The organism is Kitasatospora cheerisanensis KCTC 2395, assembly GCF_000696185.1.
Taxonomy (GTDB): domain Bacteria; phylum Actinomycetota; class Actinomycetes; order Streptomycetales; family Streptomycetaceae; genus Kitasatospora; species Kitasatospora cheerisanensis.
The window spans coordinates 1,054,068-1,072,383 of record NZ_KK853997.1 but is presented as its reverse complement, the minus strand read 5'-3'; the positions used below and the strand labels follow the sequence as shown (position 1 = coordinate 1,072,383).

General features: G+C 76.1%; 20 protein-coding genes and 1 pseudogene. 13 read left to right on the top strand and 8 right to left on the bottom strand.

Going from position 1 to position 18,316, the window contains the following annotated elements; translation table 11 throughout:
- The first annotated feature begins 39 nt into the window (after positions 1-39).
- The 5 genes and pseudogenes from KCH_RS04720 to KCH_RS04705 all read left to right on the top strand — a co-directional run bounded on the left by KCH_RS04720 (position 40) and on the right by KCH_RS04705 (position 3,486).
- Positions 40-510, top strand: a complete 471-nt coding sequence (locus KCH_RS04720; protein ID WP_035859281.1) for an NUDIX hydrolase — start codon at positions 40-42, stop codon at positions 508-510.
- Between the two features lie 56 nt (positions 511-566).
- Positions 567-1,523 carry a CehA/McbA family metallohydrolase gene (locus tag KCH_RS04715; RefSeq protein WP_167574001.1) on the top strand — a complete coding sequence of 319 codons (957 nt, stop codon included), beginning with the start codon at positions 567-569 and terminating at the stop codon, positions 1,521-1,523.
- Between the two features lie 108 nt (positions 1,524-1,631).
- The gene (locus KCH_RS47050) at positions 1,632-1,850 is read left to right on the top strand and encodes an FAD-dependent monooxygenase (RefSeq protein ID WP_425268732.1); all 219 of its coding nucleotides are present in this window, start codon (positions 1,632-1,634) and stop codon (positions 1,848-1,850) included.
- 172 nt (positions 1,851-2,022) lie between these two features.
- Positions 2,023-2,901: an FAD-dependent oxidoreductase gene (locus KCH_RS04710; RefSeq protein ID WP_425268731.1), complete on the top strand. Its 879-nt coding sequence runs from the start codon at positions 2,023-2,025 to the stop codon at positions 2,899-2,901.
- Positions 2,901-3,486, top strand: a pseudogene (locus tag KCH_RS04705) (TetR/AcrR family transcriptional regulator C-terminal domain-containing protein). The gene KCH_RS04710 and the pseudogene KCH_RS04705 overlap by 1 nt, the downstream one beginning before the upstream one ends.
- 113 nt (positions 3,487-3,599) lie before the next feature.
- Here the strand turns inward: KCH_RS04705 and KCH_RS43960 are convergent.
- Together KCH_RS43960 and KCH_RS43955 are read right to left on the bottom strand one after the other, a co-directional pair.
- Complete coding sequence (locus KCH_RS43960; RefSeq protein ID WP_157031899.1) at positions 3,600-4,670, bottom strand: cation:proton antiporter; 1,071 nt, start codon at positions 4,668-4,670, stop codon at positions 3,600-3,602.
- Entirely contained in the window at positions 4,610-5,347 is a 738-nt protein-coding gene (locus KCH_RS43955) for a cation:proton antiporter domain-containing protein (protein ID WP_157031898.1), read from the bottom strand. The genes KCH_RS43960 and KCH_RS43955 overlap by 61 nt, the downstream gene beginning before the upstream one ends.
- Before the next feature lie 151 nt (positions 5,348-5,498).
- On the opposite strand from KCH_RS43955, the gene KCH_RS04695 reads away from it, so the two are divergent.
- Together KCH_RS04695 and KCH_RS04690 are read left to right on the top strand one after the other, a co-directional pair.
- Positions 5,499-6,839, top strand: a complete 1,341-nt coding sequence (locus tag KCH_RS04695; protein ID WP_051652740.1) for an NAD(P)/FAD-dependent oxidoreductase — start codon at positions 5,499-5,501, stop codon at positions 6,837-6,839.
- Between the two features lie 115 nt (positions 6,840-6,954).
- A complete protein-coding gene (locus tag KCH_RS04690) occupies positions 6,955-7,614 on the top strand; it encodes a double zinc ribbon domain-containing protein (protein WP_035859274.1) in 660 nt (219 codons plus the stop codon).
- A 96-nt stretch (positions 7,615-7,710) separates the two neighbouring features.
- Here KCH_RS04690 and KCH_RS04685 read toward each other — a convergent pair whose 3' ends face one another.
- Positions 7,711-8,526, bottom strand: a complete 816-nt coding sequence (locus KCH_RS04685) for a hypothetical protein (protein ID WP_084223253.1) — start codon at positions 8,524-8,526, stop codon at positions 7,711-7,713.
- A gap of 212 nt (positions 8,527-8,738) precedes the next feature.
- Here KCH_RS04685 and KCH_RS04680 point away from each other — a divergent pair, with 212 nt between their 5' ends.
- On the top strand, positions 8,739-9,083 hold the full coding sequence (locus tag KCH_RS04680; protein WP_244305148.1) for a hypothetical protein: 345 nt from the start codon (positions 8,739-8,741) through the stop codon (positions 9,081-9,083).
- A gap of 81 nt (positions 9,084-9,164) precedes the next feature.
- Positions 9,165-12,482 (top strand): hypothetical protein, encoded by a 3,318-nt coding sequence (locus tag KCH_RS04675; protein WP_157031897.1) that lies wholly within the window; start codon positions 9,165-9,167, stop codon positions 12,480-12,482.
- A gap of 14 nt (positions 12,483-12,496) precedes the next feature.
- Here the strand turns inward: KCH_RS04675 and KCH_RS04670 are convergent, their stop codons facing one another.
- The gene (locus KCH_RS04670; RefSeq protein ID WP_035859273.1) at positions 12,497-12,742 is read right to left on the bottom strand and encodes a hypothetical protein; all 246 of its coding nucleotides are present in this window, start codon (positions 12,740-12,742) and stop codon (positions 12,497-12,499) included.
- A 160-nt stretch (positions 12,743-12,902) separates the two neighbouring features.
- Here KCH_RS04670 and KCH_RS04665 point away from each other — a divergent pair, with 160 nt between their 5' ends.
- The 3 genes from KCH_RS04665 (at position 12,903) to KCH_RS04655 (ending at position 15,200) form a co-directional block, all read left to right on the top strand.
- The gene (locus tag KCH_RS04665; protein WP_035859272.1) at positions 12,903-13,538 is read left to right on the top strand and encodes a helix-turn-helix transcriptional regulator; all 636 of its coding nucleotides are present in this window, start codon (positions 12,903-12,905) and stop codon (positions 13,536-13,538) included.
- Between the two features lie 32 nt (positions 13,539-13,570).
- Positions 13,571-14,092 carry a DUF3291 domain-containing protein gene (locus KCH_RS04660; protein WP_051652738.1) on the top strand — a complete coding sequence of 174 codons (522 nt, stop codon included), beginning with the start codon at positions 13,571-13,573 and terminating at the stop codon, positions 14,090-14,092.
- 100 nt (positions 14,093-14,192) lie between these two features.
- Entirely contained in the window at positions 14,193-15,200 is a 1,008-nt protein-coding gene (locus tag KCH_RS04655) for an NADP-dependent oxidoreductase (protein WP_208865920.1), read from the top strand.
- Positions 15,201-15,235: 35 nt separating this feature from the next.
- On the opposite strand, the gene KCH_RS40950 is transcribed toward KCH_RS04655, so the two are convergent.
- On the bottom strand, positions 15,236-15,379 hold the full coding sequence (locus tag KCH_RS40950) for a hypothetical protein (RefSeq protein WP_157031896.1): 144 nt from the start codon (positions 15,377-15,379) through the stop codon (positions 15,236-15,238).
- 117 nt (positions 15,380-15,496) lie between these two features.
- On the opposite strand from KCH_RS40950, the gene KCH_RS36820 reads away from it, so the two are divergent.
- A complete protein-coding gene (locus tag KCH_RS36820; RefSeq protein WP_051652737.1) occupies positions 15,497-16,243 on the top strand; it encodes a DUF6159 family protein in 747 nt (248 codons plus the stop codon).
- 13 nt (positions 16,244-16,256) lie between these two features.
- Here the strand turns inward: KCH_RS36820 and KCH_RS04645 are convergent, their stop codons facing one another.
- The 3 genes from KCH_RS04645 to KCH_RS43950 all read right to left on the bottom strand — a co-directional run.
- Positions 16,257-17,021 (bottom strand): hypothetical protein, encoded by a 765-nt coding sequence (locus KCH_RS04645; RefSeq protein WP_035859271.1) that lies wholly within the window; start codon positions 17,019-17,021, stop codon positions 16,257-16,259.
- A gap of 68 nt (positions 17,022-17,089) precedes the next feature.
- Positions 17,090-18,055: a serine/threonine dehydratase gene (locus KCH_RS04640; RefSeq protein WP_035859270.1), complete on the bottom strand. Its 966-nt coding sequence runs from the start codon at positions 18,053-18,055 to the stop codon at positions 17,090-17,092.
- 149 nt (positions 18,056-18,204) lie between these two features.
- The coding region (locus KCH_RS43950) for a DUF5701 family protein (protein WP_244305614.1) at positions 18,205-18,316 on the bottom strand (112 nt) is incomplete at its 5' end.

Below are 18,316 nucleotides of genomic sequence, written 5' to 3'. Positions count from 1 at the left end.
GGTTGCAGTGCGCCGGGGCCGCTGCCTAGGGTGCGGTGTATGGTCACCCCGCAATTCATCCTCGACCTGCGCGAGCACGTCGGACACGCCCCGCTGTGGCTCTCCGGCGTCACCGCGGCGGTCGTGGAGGACGGCCGGATCCTGCTCAACCGGCGCACCGACACCGGAGGTTGGGCCCTGCTGCACGGCATCATGGAGCCCGGCGAACAGCCCGCGGACGCGATCGTGCGGGAGGTCCTGGAGGAGACCGGCGTCACCGTCCGCCCCGAACGGATCACCAGCGTCCACACGCTGCCCGCCTCGGTCTGCGCCAACGGCGACCAGGTCCAGTTCCTGAACATCGCCTTCCGCTGCCGCCCGCTCACCGGCACCGCCCGCGTCAACGACGACGAGTCCCTCGCCGTCGACTGGTTCCCGCTGAACGCCCTCCCGCAGCTCTCCCGGAACGACACCTTCCTGCTGGCCAAGGCCCTGGAGGACGACCCCGCCCCCTGGTTCGCCCTCGGCTGAGCCCGGAACCGCGCCCCCGCGCACCGGCGTTGACGCGACGGGAGAAGGGGGGCGGAGTGACGGGATTCCCACCGGCGGGCCGGCTGGGAGGCGCACCGGGCTGGTACCGCGGCGACTGCCACACGCACACGGTGCACTCGGACGGGGAGCTCACCCCCGCCGAACTGGCCGCCCGGGCCCGGGCCGCCGGCCTGGACTTCCTGGCCGTCACCGAGCACAACCTCGCCGCGCCGCACCGGGATTGGGCCGGGCTCGGCGGCGACGGCCTGCTGATCCTGCTCGGCCAGGAGGTCACCACCCGCACCGGGCACTGGCTGGCGCTCGGCCTGCGCCCCGGCCAACTCGTCGACTGGCGGCACCGGGTGGGCGAACCCGGCTTCCGGCGGGCGCTGCGCGAGGTCCGGGCGGCCGGCGGGCTGTGCGTCGCCGCGCACCCCCACGCGCCGTACCCCGGTGGGGACTTGATGTTCCCGCTGGAGGAGTTCGACGCCGTCGAGGTGTGGAACGGGCAGTGGTCCTCCGCGCTGCCGTGGAACGCCGACAACGGCGCCGCGCTCGCCGAGTGGGGCCGCCGGCTGGCCGCCGGCGTGCGGGCGGGGCGCTGGCAGCCCGCCCTCGGCAACAGCGACACCCACCTGGACGGGCAGCTCGGCACCCCGCAGACCGTCGTCCGCGCCGAGGAGCTCAGCGCCCCCGCGATCCTGGCCGCGCTGCGGGCCGGGCGCAGCTGGATCGCCGAATCCGCCGCCGTGCGACTGGAGTTGACCGCCGAGGCGGGCGGGCGGCGGGCGGGCGTCGGCGAACGGCTGGACACCGGTGGCGGCTCCGTGGTGCTGCGGCTGCGCCTGTCCGGGGTGCCCGAGCCGCAGGTGCGGGTCCACACCGAACGCGGAAAGGCGCAGTGGGAGCCGGGGTGGAGCACCTCGGCCGCGGAGACCTCCTTCGTCCGGGTGGAGGTGCGGCACGGGGACGGGCGGGTGGCGGCGCTGACGAATCCGATCCTGCTGGGCTGAGCGGAGCCGGCCACGAGATGACGAACATGTTCGTTGAGAACTTGTTCGGAGCGAACATGTTCGTTACCTTGGAGGGAGTCCGGAAGAGAGCAGAGGAGTCGCTTCGCCATGACCATCACCACCCACCACCCCCTCGCGATCGTCGGCGGCGGCCTCGGCGGGCTCACCCTCGCCCGGGTGCTGCACGTCCACGGCCTCGACGCCGCCGTCTTCGACCTGGAGGCCGGCCGGACGTCCGGACCCAGGGCGGGATGCTCGACATCCACCACGACTCCGGACAACTCGCCCTGCGCGCCGCCGAGTTGTCCGAGGAGTTCGAGAAGCTGATCCACCCCGGCGGGCAGGCCTGCGGCTGCTCGGGCCCGACGGCACGGTCCACCTCGCGGAGGAGGACGACGGGACCGGCGGGCGGCCCGAGGTCGACCGCGGCGCGCTGCGCGACCTGCTGCTCGGATCGCTGCCCGCGGGCACTGTCCGGTGGGGGCGCAAGGCCGTCGCGGTGCGGGCGGAGCCGGGCGGCCGGCACCGGGTCGAGTTCGCCGACGGCGGCGCGATCACCGCCGACGTGCTGATCGGGGCGGACGGCGCCTGGTCGAAGGTCCGGCCCCTGCTGTCCGACGCCCGGCCCGCGTACACCGGCATCTCCTTCGTCGAGGCCGACCTGCACGAGGCGGCCCGCCGCCACCCCGGAGCGGTGGACCTGATCGGCGGCGGCTTCTTCCTCGCCCTCGCCGGCGAACGCGGCTTCCTCGCCCACCAGGAGCCCGACGGCAGCATCCACGTGTACGCCGCCGTCCGCGCCGCCGAGGACTGGCTCGCCGGCGCCGGACCGGCCGAGCTGCGGGCGGGCGCGCTCGCCGCCTTCGACGGCTGGAGCGACGCTCTGCGTGCCCTGCTCGCCGACGCCGACGGGGAGTTGACGCTGCGCCGGATCCACGCGCTGCCCGTCGGACACCGCTGGGAGCACGTCCCGGGCGTCACCCTGCTCGGCGACGCCGCGCACCTGATGTCGCCGTTCGCGGGCGAGGGCGCCAACCTCGCCATGCAGGACGGCGCGGAGCTCGCCCTCGCGCTGACCGCCCACCCCGGCGACAGCGGGCCGCGCTGCGCGCCTACGAGCAGGAGATGTTCGTCCGCGCCGAGAAGTCCGCCCGGGAGTCGGCGGACAGCCTGCGGACGATGTTCGGCCCCGACCCGGTGGGCGCGCTGCTGGCGATGTTCGCCGGCCACGGGCCCGAGCAGGGCTGAGGCCCGGCGGGCGTCGGATAGGTTGGTGGCCATGGACGACAGCACCGCGCCCGCCCCCGCAGCCGACGCGAACGGCCCGCCAAGCCCGCGCTCACCCACCGGGGCATCGTGGACGCGGCGGTCCGCCTGATGGAGACCGAGGGCCTCCCGCGCGTCACCATGCGACGCCTCGCCCAGGAGCTCGACACCGGCCCCGCCTCGCTGTACGTGTACGTCGCCAACACGGCCGAACTGCACGCCGCGATCCTCGAACACCACCTCGGCACCGTCGACCTCGGCGCGGCCGCCGAGGCCGGCCGCGACTGGCGCGAGCGGCTCGCCGCCGTCCTGGAGTCGTACACCGGCGTGCTGTTCCAGCACCCCGCCCTCGCCCACTCCGCGCTGCTCGCCCGCCCGCCGGGCCGCACTACCTCGCCCTGGTCGAGACCCTGCTCGCCCTGCTCGCCGAGGGCGGCGTCCCGGACGGCCAGGCCGCGTGGGCGTCGACACCCTGCTCCAGGTCGCCACCGCCACCGCCGCCGAACACTCCGCCCGCACCGGCGCGGACGCGGAGGCCGAACACGGCGCCATGGTCCGCGCCCTGCGCGAGGCGGACCCGGAACGCTACCCGCGGGTCGCCGCGACCGCGGAGGAACTGGTCTCCGGCAGCCCGGCCCAGCGCCTCGCCTGGACCTTCCGCATGGTCGTCAACGGGGTTGCCGCGACGGCACGTTGAGGCCGCGCCGGGCCGCGGGCGAGGCGGCCCGCGGGGCCGCGGTGAGCGGCCGGCGGCGGCAGGGCCGGTTTCGGTCGTCAACGGCCTTGCCGCAAAGGCTCGTTGATCGGCCGTCAGGCCGGGCCGAGCACGATGCGTTCGGCGACGGGTGCCCCCTTGGCCGGGCGGCCGTGGGAGGTGGCGGGGCGCAGCAGGCCGGTGCGGTCGAGGGTGAAGAGGAGGTCGTGGCCGGGCGGGAGCGGGCCGTGGCGGGGCGGCGGAGGATGCGGGCGCCGGCGGCGTGGCGGCGGCGAGTTCGGCCGCGGTGAGGGCGGCGGGCAGGACGGTGACGGACGGGCCGGGGCGTGGACGCCCGGGCCGGGCCGGGCGGCGGCCAGGCGGTGCACCGGCAGCGCGGAGTCGTCGCCCAGCAGCACCGCCGCGAGCGCGTTGAACTCGTCCTCGGCGGTGAGCAGGTAGACCGCCGTGACGCCCTCCTGCTCGACCGCCTCGCCGCTCACGGTGGCGAGCAACTCGCCGTCCGCGAGCGGGAGTCCGGCGGCGGCGATGCGGGCGCGCTGCTCGTCGCGGCCGGCCCACAGCAGGACGTCCAGCCCGGCGGAGCGCAGTACCGCGGCCAGTTCGACCGTCCACGGTTCGCCGCCGACCAGCAGCGGCCGCGACCGGGCCCGCCGGACCACCCGGAGCAGGCGGGCGGCGGGGACGGCGGTCAGCCCGTACACGGTGACGGTGGCGACGATGACGGTGAACGTGGCGGGGAGGATCTTCTGCGCGCCGCCGATGCCCGCCGCGGCGAGGCCCGCGGAGAAGGTCGCGGCGGTGGACGCGGCGACGATCCCGCGCGGCGCCATCCAGCCGAGGAACGCCCGTTCGCCCTCGGCGAGTCCGCAGCCCACCGTGGACAGCGATCCCACCAGCGGCCGGACCAGCAGCACCAGCACCGCGGCCAGGGCGAGCGCGGGCAGCAGCACGGGGCGCAGCGCGGACCAGGAGACGGTGGAGGAGATCGACACGAACAGCACGCCGACCACCAGCGACACCAGGGTCTCGAAGAACGGCCGGCGGGCCGGCAGGTCGAAGGCGGGGACGGTCGCGACCAGGACGCCCATCACCACCGCGGCGATCAGCCCGGTGTCGTCGCGGAGCGCGTCGCAGCCCGCCGCGACGCCCAGCACGGCCGCCAACTGGGCGCTGGTGCCGAGGACTTCGCCGAGCCGGACGCGGACCAGCAGCCACCACAGGACGGCCGCGCCGAGCAGCCGCCGGCCAGGCCGGCGCCGACGCTGGCGGCGAATTCGAGCAGGCCGCGGCCGAGCGTCCGGCGCTGCTGGTCGACCAGCGCGTGGAAGACCAGCGCGCCGAGGATGCCGCCGACCGCGTCGATCAGCGAGCCCTCCCACATCAGGATCCGCTGCACCCGCTCGGTCGGGCGGACGAAGTTCAGCAGCGGCCCGACCACCGTCGGGCCCGACACCACCAGGATCGTGCCGAGCATGGTCGCCGCCGCGGCCGACAGTCCGAGCAGCGGCGCGGACAGCAGCGCGGCGGCGGGCGCGGTCACCAGGACGCCGACCCACACCAGCCGGACCACCGCGTGCCGGGTGCCGCCGGTGAGCCGCCGCAGGTCCAGGCCGAGCCCGGCGTCGTACAGCACCACGGAGACGGCGAGCGAGACCAGCGGCGCGTACGCGGGGCCGAGCAGCCGGTCCGGGTGGATGTCGTCGGTGAGCGCGCCCGCCGCGAAGCCCACCGGCAGCAGCAGGATGATCGCCGGGACGCGCAGCCGGGCCGCCAGCAGCTGGGACGCCACGGCCAGCACCACCGTCAGCCCGGCGCCGGTCAGGATCTGCTCAGAGGTCACCGTCCCATCCCACGACGGGAACCGGCCGCGCACCGGGTTGCGCGCCCGCAAGGTCACCCGGGCGGCCCAGCGCCCGGCGGGCCCGAGCGGCGGCGGAGCGGGTGTGCGCGTACCGGTGACGGTGCGCTTCGCGTCGCCTACTGTACGGGGCATGAGTCCTGCGGGGAGGGCGGTCGGGGACCGCGGCACGGCGGTGGTGATCGGCGGCGGACTGGCCGGGTGCCTGGCCGCGTGGGCGCTGCGCGGAGTCGCGGAACGGGTGGTGGTGGTCGAACGCGACCGCTACCCGGACGGCGTGGACTTCCGCGCGGGCGTCCCGCAGGCCCGGCACGGGCACCTGCTGATGGAGGCCGGGCACCGCACCGTCGACGAGCTGCTGCCCGGCGCCGTCGCCGACCTGCTCGCCGCCGGCGCCCACCGGGTGGCCGTCCCCGGCGGGCTGCGCTGGCACACCTCGGTGGGCCGACTCGCCCAGTTCGAGAGCGACTTGGCGATGCTCAGCTGCAGCCGCCCGCTGCTCGACCACGTGGTGCTGGAACGGGTCCGCGCCGAGCCGTCGATCGAGATCCTGGAGGGGACCGAGGCGGTCGGCCTGCTCGGCGGACGGCGCGGCATCACCGGCGTGCGGATCCGCGAACGCGGCCGGGACGGCGCGCCCGTGACCGACCTGCCCGCCGAACTGGTGGTCGACGCCGCCGGCCGCGGCACCCGCTCCGGCCGCTGGCTGATCGACCTCGGCTTCCGCACCACGCCCGTCGAACGGGTCGACGCCGGCGTCGCCTACGCCAGCCGCTTCTACCACCGCCCGCCCGGCCGGGCGGACCAGGTCGCCCTGTACGTGCAGAGCCACGCCCCCGAGCACGGCCGCTTCGGCGTCCTGCTGCCCGTCGAGGGCGACCGCTGGATCATCGGCATCGGCGGCATGCGCGGCTTCGAACCGTCCATCCAGCCCGAGGAGTTCGAGAAGCAGCTCGGCCAACTCCGCGACCCCGCCATCGCCGAGGCCATCGCCGGGGCCGAACCCGTCGGCCCCGCACGGGGGTTCGTGCCCGGACCGAGCCTCCGCCGGCACCACGAACGCATCGACCCGCCCGGCTTCCTCGCCCTCGGCGACGCCTCCTGCACCTTCAACCCGGTGTACGGGCAGGGCATCACCGTCGCCGCGCTCGGCGCCCGCGCCCTGCGCGACGCCGCCCGCCGGCACGGCGGACTCGGCCCCGCCGCCGTCCGCGAGGCCCGCCGGGCGATCACCGCCGCCACCAAGGACCCCTGGATGATGGCCGCCGGCGAGGACGTCCGCTTCGCCGGCACCACCGGCGGCCCGCGCGGCCCCGTCGTCCGCCTCCAGCACCGCTTCCTGGACCGCGTCCTCACCCGCGCCGCCACCGACGCCACCGTCTCCGCCGCCTTCCACCGCGTCACCTCGCTGGTGGAACCGCCGAGCACGCTGTTCCGTCCCTCCGTGCTGGGACCGGTCCTGTTCGGCGGCTGACCGCCGCGACGGCGGGCGGCAGGCGGGCAGACCCCGGTCCCGGCCCCCGCACACGGGTGTGGGAGCCTGTGCGACACCACGAACGTGTAGGAAGTGTGAGGACGGGGCGGCGGCCATGAGCGAGATCCACTTCAGCAACAACTACCGGGACCTGAGCGAGCAGCACGGCACCGGCGCGGGGTTCCAGTTCGAGTTCTCCTGCGCACGCTGCTACGACAGCTGGCGCACCCCGTTCGAGCCGTTCCGCACCGGACAGGCCGCCGGCTGGATCAACAAGGGCGTCAGCGCCGCGTGGAGCCTGCTCGGCGGCAGCGCCTCCAACGGCCTCACCAACGCCGCCGACGGCCTGGCCGGCGCGAGCTGGGGCAGCGGCCGGGACGCCGCCTTCGAACGCGCCGTCACCAGCGCGAAGCAGCACTTCCACCGCTGCGCCCGCTGCACCCACTACGTCTGCGCCCGCTGTTGGAACGCCGCCCAGGGCCTCTGCCTCGGCTGCGCCCCCGACACCGCAGCCGAGGCCCTCGCCGCCCAGCAGCGCGGCCTCAACGACGCCGTCACCCAGAACGCCTACCAGCACGGCCAGTCCCAGGCCCAGCAGTTCGACGTCACGGCGGCCCGCCAGCTGGTCTGCCCGCAGTGCAGCGCCGAGACCCACGGCACCCCGTTCTGCCCGTCCTGCGGCTTCCGCCTGGCCCGGCCCCCGCAGTGCACCTCGTGCCACGCGGACGTCCCCGCCGACTCCGCGTTCTGCCCGTCCTGCGGCACCCGCCGCTGACACACCCCCGCAAAGGGGCCCGGCCGCCCCACGGCCGGGCCCGTCGCCGGGCGGGGGCACCGGCCTGCGGGTGACGGGCCGTCAGGACGGCGCCGCTCACTCCTCGGCGGGGCTCCCGGCGGCGGACTCGGCGGCGGCGAGGCCCTCCGCCGGAGTTCCGTCGGAGGCCGGGCAGTGCGGGGCGGGGACGGTCACCGGCCCGGTCTCCGCAGCCTCGCCCCCGACCGGCCACGGCCAGGCGTCCGGCGCCGGGCCGAAGGCGCGGCGGGCGGCCCGGACGGCCAGCGCGGCGACGGCGGCGTTGGCGCCCCCGCCGATCACCGCCCCGATGCCGAACGGCGCGGCCCGGCCGAGCACGATGATGCCCTGCTTGGTGCCGTACTTCGTGACGAAGTTCTTCCCCAGCACGCTGTTGATCCGGCGCAGGGTCTCCAACGGCACCTTGGCGACGACCTGACGGCCCCAGTGCTGCCCGGTCCGCTCGGCGATCTTGGTGATGGTGGCCGAGCTGCTGCCGCCGAGCATGATGCCCATCACGATGGTGCGGCGGCGCTCGATCTCGCCGAGCGGGACGCCGTGGACGTCGGCGACCGAGAGCGCGAAGAGGGCGCTCAGTTCGAGCGAGGACAGCGCCTCGCCCGCCGACAGCGCCAGGGCGACTCCCGTGCCGACGCCCGGGGCGGCCGCCGCGCCGCCGACGGCCGCGCCCGTGCCGGTCAGCGCGCTGACGTACATCCGCTCCAGATTGCGGACCACCTCCGCCGGCGTCGCCTCCGGGTTCCGCTGGCGGGCCCGGGCGATGTTCCTGCGCACCAGCGGGCTCTGCGCGCCGATCGCCTTGTCCAGCAGGTCGAGGACCCGCCTCCCCGATCCGCCCGAGGCCGAAGCCGGTTCGTCGAAGTCGGATGCCATGCGTGCAACTCCTCGGGGTGGTCCGCCGTCAACCGAGTGTCCCACTGCGGGAGTTCGGTCCGACGCCGCGACGACATCGGTGTCCGACTCGTCGCCGGACCGTTACCCGCGGCCGGGGGAGACCCGCCGAAAGCCCGTCCGGCCGGTTTTGCGTGCGGGGGACGGAGTCTGGTGGAGTATGGGCATCATTCGGGGGGTTCGGGGAGGTAGTCGTGCGGCGGACCGTGATCGTGGTGACCGGGCTCGCGGTGGCCGGGTTCGCCGGGGTGCTGGCGTTCCTGACGTGGGATCAGGCGGACAAGGTGGCGGGGGTGGTGTCCGCCGTGGTCGCGGTCGCCGCGCTCGGGGCCGCCTGCTACCCGCTGGTCGCGGGGGCGAGGAGCGGCACGGTCGAGGTCTCCGGCACCGGGGCGGCCGTCGCCACCGGCCCCGGGAGCAGCGCCAACTCGGGCTACCGGGCCGACGGTCCGGCCGGCGGCCAGGTCCGGGTGGCCGACACCGGCGAGGCCCGCGCGGAGGCCGGCGGTACGGCCAACTCCGGTCACCGGAACGGCTGATCGGGCACGGCCGTGGTCGGGGCGCTGGTGCGGGGGAGCGGGCAGGCGAACGCCCGGACGGGCGGCTACGCCAACAGCGGCGTGCACAGGGGCGATGTGCACCTCGCCGCGGGGCGGCCGATCGCCGTCTCCGGGTACCTGCACCAGGTGCAGGCCCTCGCGGCCGCGGAATTCGTCGGCCGGGAGGAGGAGTTGGCGCAGCTGCACGCCTTCTGCACGGAGCCCGGCCCCGGCGGCTACTGGCGCTGGCTCGCCCCGGCCTGGGCCGGAAAGTCCGCGCTGCTGGCCGAGTTGGTGCTGCGCCCGCCCGCCGGGACGGACATCGCGGCGTTCTTCATCACCTCGCGCCTCGCCGGCCAGGCGGACGCCGCCGCGTTCTGCGAGGTGGTGCAGCGTCAGTTGTACGCGCTGCTGGGCGAGGAGGAGCCGCTCTGCACGCCGCACACCCGCGACGAGCAGTTCCGGCTCGCCCTGGACCGGGCCGCCGCGCACTGCGCCGAGAAGGGACGCCGCCTGGTGCTGGTGGTCGACGGCCTCGACGAGGACCGCGGCGTCCGCCCCGGCCCGGACTGCCACAGCATCGCCGCCCTCCTGCCGCGCACCCCGCCGCACGGCCTGCGCCTCGTCCTGGCGGGCCGGCCGCACCCGCCCGTCCCCGGTGACGTCCCGCCCGGGCACCCGCTGCGGAGCACCGGCATCGACCATCCGCTGGCGCTCTCGGCGGCGGCGCAGGCGATCCGCCTGCACGCCGAGGAGGACCTGCTGCGGCTCAAGGAGGCGGGCGGCCTCGGCTGGGAGCTGGTCGGCCTCACGGTCGCCGCGGGCGGCGGCCTGAGCGCCCCCGACCTTGCCGAACTGACCGACACCCCACGGCGGTTGGTGGAGCGCGAACTGTCGGCGGTGGACGGCCGCAGCTTCCAGTGGCGGGCCGGCCAGTGGGACGCCGACGGGCCCGGGGCGTACCTGCTGGCGCACGAGGAGATCCGGCGCAGCGCCGAGGAGCTGATGCCGCGCAAGGAGCTCGCGGAGCACCGGACGCGGCTGCACCACTGGGCGGACGGCCACCGCGAGGCCGGCTGGCCGGCCGGGACGCCCGAGTACCTGCTGCGCGGCTACGGGCGGCTGCTGGGCGAACTCGGCGACGCCGAACGGCTGGTGGAGCTGGTCACCAACCGGGCGCGGCAGCAGCGGCTGTGGGAGACCACCGGCTCGGACTTCGACGCGCTCGGCGAACTGGGCGCGGCGATGGACGTGCTGGTGGCGCGGAGCGGCGGAGCGGGCGAGGCACCGGTGGCGGGCGCGCTGCGGATCGCGGTGTCCCGGGACGCCCTGCACGACCTCACCTCGCGGGTGCCGACCGAAGTCGTCGCCTGCTGGGCCAAGTTCGGCCACGTGGACCGGGCGATCAACCTGGCGCACTCGCACCGCGACCCGTACGACCGGATCACGTCGCTGACCGCGGTCGCCCGGGTGCTGGCGGCAGGGGGCGAGCTGCCCCGCGCGCACGCGGTGGCCGACGGGCTGGACTCCTCCGCCGACCGGACCAGGTGCCGGGAGGGGATCGCCCGCGGGCTGGTCGACGCCCGACGGTTCGGCGAGGCCCGGCAGTTGGCGCGGGAGCTGACCGACCCCGAGCGGCGGGCGGGCGCGCTGACGGCGCTGCTCCGGGCGATGGCGGCCGACCGGATCGCGGTGGAGCACCCGGAGTTCGCCGCGGCGGTGGCGCAGGACGCGGGGGCGGCCATCGCCGCCGTGGAGGGCCGCGGCCGGAGGATGGAGCTGTCGGCCGCCCGGGCCGGCGCGCTGGACCTGCTCGGCGACGTGCGGGGCGCGCACGAGGCGCTGCGGCGGGCCGAGAGCGTGGTGGCTGCGGAGCGGGACGGTCGGCTGCGGGTGGTGTGGCGTGCCGGGATCGTTCGACACGCGTCGGGCGGCCGCGCACTCGCGGCGGCGCTGCAACGGATCCAGCAGGCCGCGGTGACGGAAGCCGACCTGCTGGATCCGGCCGAGGCGGAGTGGTCGCTGCCGGACATCGCCGAGGACCTGGCCCGGGGCGGATTCCACCGGGAGGCACGGGAGTTGGTCGACCGCTCGGAACTGGGCGAGGAGTACCGGGACTACGCGTACGCCCGGATCGCGCGGGCGCGCGCCCGCAACGGCGACCTCGACGGGGCGGAGGCCGCACTGGAGGAGATCGCGGAGCCCGAGGACACCTGGCTGGTGCGGCGCGCGATCGCCCGGCGGCTGCTGCGCGACGGACGGCCCGAGGAGGCCGCCGCCCACGTCCGGGAGCACGGGAACGCGCTGGCACCACAGCTGGCGAGCGATCGTGAGGTCGCCCTGCTGCTGGTAGAGATGGCGGACGTGCTGTGGCAGGCCGGTGAGGAGCAGGACACCTGCGAGCTGGTGAGCGCAGCCGCCCTGCTCGCCCGGCGGCGCGCCGTGACGACCGCGACGCTCCGGTCCGTCGCGTCGGCGGCGGCGACCCTGGGACGCCTGGGCCATCGCGACGACGGGGTCCGACTGCTCCGGCACCTCCGGAGCCGGGAGGAGCTGACGGAGCGGCAGTTCGCCGGGACGCTGCACCGGATCACCCTGGCGCTGGGGCTGAACGCGGTCGGGCTGGCCGAGGAGGCCGGGCGCCTGCTAGCGGAGGAGGCCGAGCTGGTTCGGCAGTTGCCGCACCCGGCCGAGCGCAGCGATGCGCTGGCGGACGTGGCCGAGGCCTTCGTCGGCATCGGCGAGCGCGGACCGGCGGAGCGGATCACGGCCGAACTGCTCGCGCTGATGGCGGTGACCACGGGCCCGGCCCGGCTGGTCTGGTACCGGAGCGCGGCGATCCGGGCCTGCGCGGCGACCGGGCAGCTGGACCGCTGCCTGGAGCTGATCGAAGGGTTCGACGACAGCTGGGACGCGGACGTGCACCTGCACGTGGTGGTGGAGGCGCTGGCGGAGCGGGGCGAACTGGACGCCGCCGAGCGGCTGGTGGCGCGGGTCCGCCACGAGAACGAGCACAGCAACAGCATCGCCGCCGTGGTCCGGGCCGCGGCCGCCGCCGGCGACCTCGCGCGCGCGGAGGCGTGGCTGGCCCGGCTGGAGTCCTCGCCGCGCAAGGAGCACACCGCCCCGCACCTGGCGGCCTGCCTGGCCGACAACGGCCGGTGGCCGGCCGCCCGGGCGCTCGCCGACGGCCTCAAGGGCCCCGCCGACCGGGGCCGGGCGCTGGCGATGCTCGCGGCCCGCCGCGGGCCGGGCCCCGAGGGCCGGCGGCTGCTGGTCGAGGCGCTGGCGCTGACGCCGTGGGACGGGATCGTCGAGGAGTTCGCCCGGGCCGCGCCCGAACTCGTCCCGCTGCTGGTGGACCTGGTGCTGGCGGCGGCGGAGGAGGACGCGGCCTGAGCGCCGACGGGCCGTCAGGTGCCGTACGTGGGCAGCAGGAGGATCCGCTCGGGGTCGTAGCGGCGCCAGTGCGGTGCGGCGCCGATCAGGCGCAGCCGGCACCAGGGGGTGCCGTCGGGGGCGTGCCACCAGGCGTTGATGCGGCCGAGCGTCCAGGTGTCGGTGTCGTCGAGGCGGACCTCGACGGGTTGGTAGGCGGGGCGGACTTCGGGTTCCGGCGGGGACCAGGTGGGGTCGGTCTGCAGCTGCTGCGGGTGCACTGCGGGCCTCCTTCGAGTCCGATCGGTCGGACTCACTCTACAGAGGTGTAGATAGTGGTGGCGGGGAATCCCCGGAGCCCGGCGCACGGCGGTCCGGCACCGGGCGGATTCGCGCGGCTCGCGGTCTTTGAGCTGCGACGGCTGGTCATAGACTCGCCGGATGACTGCAGAGGACGACTCGTACGCGGCGCTGGGCCTGCTGGGCGACCCGGTGCGGCGCCGGCTGTACCGGCTGGTGGCGGCGGCGCCGGAGGAGATGGGGCGGGATGCGGTGGCGGAGGCGGCCGGGATCTCCCGGTCGCTGGCCGCGTTCCACCTGGAGAAGCTGGTGGAGGCCGGGCTGCTGGCGGTGTCGTTCCGTCGGCTGACGGGGCGGACGGGGCCGGGCGCGGGGCGTCCGGCGAAGCTGTACCGGCGCGCCGACGGGGAGTTCGCGGTGTCGGTGCCGCCCCGGTCGTACGACGCGGCCGGCCGGCTGCTCGCGGAGACCGTCGAACGGGCGGGCCTGGACCTGGAGTTGCAGGCGGCGGCGCGCGCGGCCGGAGCGGCGGGTGCGGGCACGGGTGCGGACCTGGAGGAGGAGCTCCGCGCGCGCGGCTACGCGCCGTTCCGCGACGGCGAGGTGCTGCGGCTGCGGAACTGCCCGTTCCACGCGCTGGCGCAGGAGTTCCCGGGGCTGGTGTGCGGGATGAACCTGGCGCTGCTGGACGGTCTGGCGGGGGAGGAGTGGACGGCGGCGATGGAGGCGTGCGCGGGCGGCTGCTGTGTGGCGCTCTCTAAAACTAAAGATCGTTGACTTTAGATGAAGGTCCGGGTCATGCTTGCGCCATGACTGGCTTTCACCTTGCTCAGGTCAACGTCGGCCGCCTCGTCGCGCCACGGGACTCCCCGCGGGTCGCCGACTTCGTCGGCCAGTTGGACGAGCTGAACGCGCTCGCCGACCGCAGCCCCGGCTTCGTCTGGCGGCTGGTGGACGACGGCACCGTGGACGCGGAGGCGGCCGCGGTGCACCCCCGGGTGGCGGACGAGCGGTTCCTGATCAACGCCTCGGTGTGGGAGTCGGCCGAGGCGCTGTGGGAGTACACCTACCGCAGCGACCACCTGCGGGTGCTGAGCCGCCGCCGGGAGTGGTTCGAGCGCCCCGACGGCCCGCACCAGGCGATGTGGTGGGTGCCGGCGGGCCACCGCCCGAGCGTCACCGAGGTGATGGACCGGCTCGCCCGGATCCGCGACCACGGCCCGGGGCCGGACGCCTTCACCTTCCGCGACCGCCACCCGGCGCCGGTCCCGCCGCGGCTCCGGCCGCGGCCCCGGTCGCGGACTGAACGGGTCCGACGTCTGGTCAGATGACTAAGCGCTTGCTTAGACTCGGGCGCGCGGGCCGCCGACCGCACCCCCGAGCGTCGGCGGCCCCGGCCCGTAGCCGTGATCGTCGTCCCAGGAGCGCGCCATGTCGGCCGTGAACCGTCAGATCCGTCTCGCCCGCCGCCCCGTGGGCGTCGTCCGCCCCGAGGACTGGGCGTCCACCGAGGAGCCGGTGCCGTCCCCGCCCGAGGGGTGGTTCCTCGGCCGGACCAGGTACCTGTCGGTGGACCCGGCGATGCGCGGCTGGCTGGACGACCGGCCGTCCTACCTGCCGCCGGTCGGGATCGGCGAGGTGATGCGCGCCGGATCGGTGCTGGAGGTCGTGGAGTCGGCCCACCCCGGCTACCGGGTCGGCGAGTTCGTCACCGGCACCTTCGGCGTCCAGGAGTACGCGCTCTCCGACGGCAGCGGCGCGCACCGGGTCGACCCGGGCCTCGCGCCGCTGCCGACGTACCTCGGCGCGCTCGGCATGCCCGGCATGACGGCGTACTTCGGGCTGCTGGAGGTCGGCGCGCTGCGCGAGGGCGAGACGGTGGTGGTCTCCGGGGCGGCCGGCGCGGTCGGCAGCCTGGTCGGGCAGATCGCCAAGGTGAAGGGCTGCCGGGTGGTCGGCATCGCCGGCGGCGCCGACAAGTGCGCCTGGCTGACGGGCGAGTTGGGCTTCGACGCGGCGATCGACCACCGCTCCGAGGACGTCCGCCGGGCGCTGCGCGACCACGCCCCGGACGGCATCGACGTGTACTTCGACAACGTCGGCGGCCCGATCCTGGACGCCGCGCTGAGCCGGCTGGCGCTGCACGCCCGGGTGGTGGTGTGCGGCGCGATCAGCCAGTACAACAACGAGGGCGCCGTGCAGGGCCCGTCCAACTACCTTGCGCTGCTGGTCCGTCGGGCCCGGATGGAGGGCTTCGTGGTGTTCGACTACGCGGCCCGCTACCGGGACGCCGCCCGCGAGCTGGCCGGCTGGCTCGCGGACGGCCGGCTCACCGCCCGCGAACACCTGGTCAAGGGCGGCGTCGACGACTTCCCCGCCACCCTGCAACTGCTGTTCGACGGCGCGAACACCGGCAAGCTGGTGCTCGAACTGGCCTGATTCCGGGCCCGAGTTCAGCCATGGCGGTGCACTGCTCACTGCTTGAGCGACGGCCGGTCGTCGGTGGTGGACCGCCAGGGGCCGAGCGAGGTGTCCGCGCCGGCGCCGCTGTTCCACGCCGCCCTGGCGGCCGAGGACGGGGCGGCCCGCGCCGAGGCGACGGTCGAGGCGATCGGCACCGACCACCCCGCCGGCGGGCAGGCCCACCCGGTGCGGGGCCGTCGTGACCTGCCGGTACGCTCACCCCTGCCGTTGATCGACACGGCGGTTCGGCGGAGACGGCAGGGGAGCGGGCGATGGCGACGGCGCATCCGGTGCGGGCGTCCTGGGGGATACTGCGGCGGCGCGGCGGGCTGGTGGTGTTCCCGCTGCTCGGGGCGGCGCAGGTCCTGGTGATCGGATCGGCCGCCGTCGCGCCCGCCGTGCTGAACGGCACGGGCGGGGCCGGCCCGGGCACGGTGGCGGCGCTGGTGGCCGGGTACCTGGCACTCGGCTTCGGACTGACCGTCAGCACCGCCGCCCTGATCCGCGCGGTGGCCGACGCCCTCGACGGAACGCCCGCCCGGTACGGGGCCAACCTCCGGGCGGCGCTCGCCGGTTGGCGCAGGCTGCTGGGCTGGAGCCTGCTCGGCAGCACGGTGCTGCTCGCCGCCCGCCAGCTCGACCGGATCCCGGTGGTCGGCGAGCTGCTGGACCAACTCGTCGACGTCGCCTGGTCGCTGGCCACCTACCTGGTGCTGCCCGGCATCGCGCTGGACGACCTGCCGATCCGCGAGGCCACCCGCCGCTCCGGCCGGCTGCTGCGCGCCACCTTCACCCGGCAGATCTTCGGCTCCCTGTGGATCGGCCTGCCGCTCCTGCTGGCCGGGCTCGGCGGCCTGGTCGCGGTGATGCTCGCCATCGAGTCCGACCGCCCCGGGCCGGCCGTCGCCGCCGCCGTCCTCGCCGGGCTGGTCCTGGCCGCCGCGCTGCTGGTGGGCGCGACGGTCTCCGGGATCTTCCGCACCGTGCTGTACCGCGAAGCGGTCGCCGAACGGGCCTGACGGGAAAGCCGGTTCAGCCGGCGACCAGCCCGCTCAGGCGGATCACCGCCAGGTCGACCTGGCCGAAGCCGTCCTCCCAGCCCATCACCGGCTCGCAGCCGTGGGCGTCGAGCCCCCAGGCCGGCGCTTCGTCGAGCATCGGCATCAGGCCCTCCTCGCCGTCGGTGAGGAAGTAGCCGAGATGGGCGCGGAGTTCGGGCGGCTCGACGGCGGCGAGCGCCTCCTCCCAGTCCTCGTCCGGGGCGGCCTCGAAGGGCACCAGGTCCTCGGGCGTGCGGCCGGTGTCGAGGGCGGCGCGGAACGCGTCCAGCAGGGTGCCGTCCGAGCGCAGCCGGGCGAAGAAGACCGCCCAACTGCCGGGGTGCGCACCGAGGTCGACGCCGTGCTCGACCACCAGCGGGGCGAGGTCGGCGCCGCGGATCAGGCCCTCGGCGAAGCAGGCGGCGGCGACCGCGGCGGCGAACGGCCCGGGCAGGGCCGGCGCGTCCCGGTCCGCCGGTATCGCGAAGAGCGAACCGGCGGCGTCGAACACCGGCGTCCGCGGGCTGTCGTCGAACAACGGGCAGTCCCAGCCGACCGGTTCGGCGCCGCTCAGCGCCTGCGGCCGCACCCAGGCGGCGTCCCGGTCGAAGCCGAGCTCGTGGATCAGGTTCCCGCCGATGCCGGCCGCGTACACCGCGCCCGGGTCGAACTCGTGCAGCGGCCGGCCGAGCATCATGCCGAAGGCGTCGGCCAGTCGGCGGTCCCAGTCGGCCGCGGCGGTGGAGAGTGAAGTCATGGGCGGCACCGTAGCGCCGTCGTCCGACAGGGCGGAAATCCCTGCGAGCAGCGCGAACTGACGGCCGGTCAGTCAGTCTGCGCGGCCCGGTCGAGCGTGGCCGGGTCCGTGTTGGCGCCGCACAGCACCACGCACACCCGCTCGCCGTCCGCGGGCCGGTACGCGCCGCCGGTGAGCGCGGCCAGCGCGGTGGAGGCGGCGTGCTCGACGGCCAGCCGGTGCCCGCTCCACAGGAGTTGGCGGGCCCGGACGATCTCCGTGTCCGGCACCAGCACGCTCCGCACCTCGCCCTGCCGGGCCGCCCGGACGGCCGCCGCGGAGGCGCGCCGGGCGCCCAGCGCGTCGGCGGCGACCGAGTGCACCGGCACGTCCACCGGCTCGCCCGCCGCCAGCGCCGCGTGCAGCGCCCGCGACCCCTCCGGCTCGACGGCGACGGTGCGCACCCCGTGCTCGGCCGCCGCCGTGGCCACGCCCGCGAGCAGTCCGCCGCCGCCGACCGAGACCACCACCGTGTCCAGGGACGGCAGTTGGCGGAGGATCTCGTCCAGCAGGGTGCCCGCGCCGGCGGCGATCAGCGGATGGTCGTAGGCGTGCGAGGCCAGCGCCCCGGCGGAGGCAGCGAACTCCTCGCAGGCCGCCAGCGCCTCCGCGTACTCCTCGCCGACCAGCCGGACGTCGGCCCCGTACCCGCGCAGCCGGGCCACCTTCACCGCCGGGGCGGTCTCCGGCAGGAACACCGTCGCCCGCACGCCCTGCTGCTGCGCGGCCCACGCGCACGCCAGGCCGGCGTTGCCGCCGGACGCGATGGTCACCCCCGCGTCCGGGAGCGTGCCGGCCTCGCGGTGCGCCGTCAGGAAGTTCTGCGCGCCCCGGGCCTTGAACGAGCCGGTGTGCTGCAGGAGTTCGAGCGCGGCCCAGACCTCCGCGCCCCGCCCGTCGCCGCCGCCGGTGAGCGGGGCCACCGCGACGGGCCGCACCCGCCCGGCGATCCGGTCGCCGGCCGCCTTGATGTCGCCGTACGTGAGCTGCTGCACGGTGCTTGCTCCTGCCGCTTCGAGGGTGCGCGGGCCGCCGCGGGCCCGCAGGTTCCGGATCCGACCGTACCGGGCCCGGCGGCCGAACCCGCCGGTGCCGCCCGTGTCGTGACTGCGGGCGGCGCCGGCGGATCAGCGGCCGGGGCAGGTCAGGCGGCGCGGCCGCCCGCGACCTGACGGCCCGTCGCCGAGCCGAAGCCCAGCCAGGTGTGCCGGTTGCCCGCCCAGCACCAGCCGACCTTCGGCGCGTTGCGGCGCTCC

Bases quoted from the DNA above. Each gene is read 5' to 3' on its own strand.
- KCH_RS04690 (WP_035859274.1), top strand. From the start codon at position 6,955: ATGAGCGAGATCCACTTCAGCAACAACTACCGGGACCTGAGCGAGCAG.
- KCH_RS04695 (WP_051652740.1), top strand. From the start codon at position 5,499: ATGAGTCCTGCGGGGAGGGCGGTCGGGGACCGCGGCACGGCGGTGGTG.
- KCH_RS36820 (WP_051652737.1), top strand. From the start codon at position 15,497: ATGGCGACGGCGCATCCGGTGCGGGCGTCCTGGGGGATACTGCGGCGG.
- KCH_RS04685 (WP_084223253.1), bottom strand. From the start codon at position 8,526: ATGGCATCCGACTTCGACGAACCGGCTTCGGCCTCGGGCGGATCGGGG.
- KCH_RS47050 (WP_425268732.1), top strand. From the start codon at position 1,632: ATGACCATCACCACCCACCACCCCCTCGCGATCGTCGGCGGCGGCCTC.
- KCH_RS04655 (WP_208865920.1), top strand. From the start codon at position 14,193: ATGTCGGCCGTGAACCGTCAGATCCGTCTCGCCCGCCGCCCCGTGGGC.
- KCH_RS04665 (WP_035859272.1), top strand. From the start codon at position 12,903: ATGACTGCAGAGGACGACTCGTACGCGGCGCTGGGCCTGCTGGGCGAC.
- KCH_RS04645 (WP_035859271.1), bottom strand. From the start codon at position 17,021: ATGACTTCACTCTCCACCGCCGCGGCCGACTGGGACCGCCGACTGGCC.
- KCH_RS04660 (WP_051652738.1), top strand. From the start codon at position 13,571: ATGACTGGCTTTCACCTTGCTCAGGTCAACGTCGGCCGCCTCGTCGCG.
- KCH_RS04720 (WP_035859281.1), top strand. From the start codon at position 40: ATGGTCACCCCGCAATTCATCCTCGACCTGCGCGAGCACGTCGGACAC.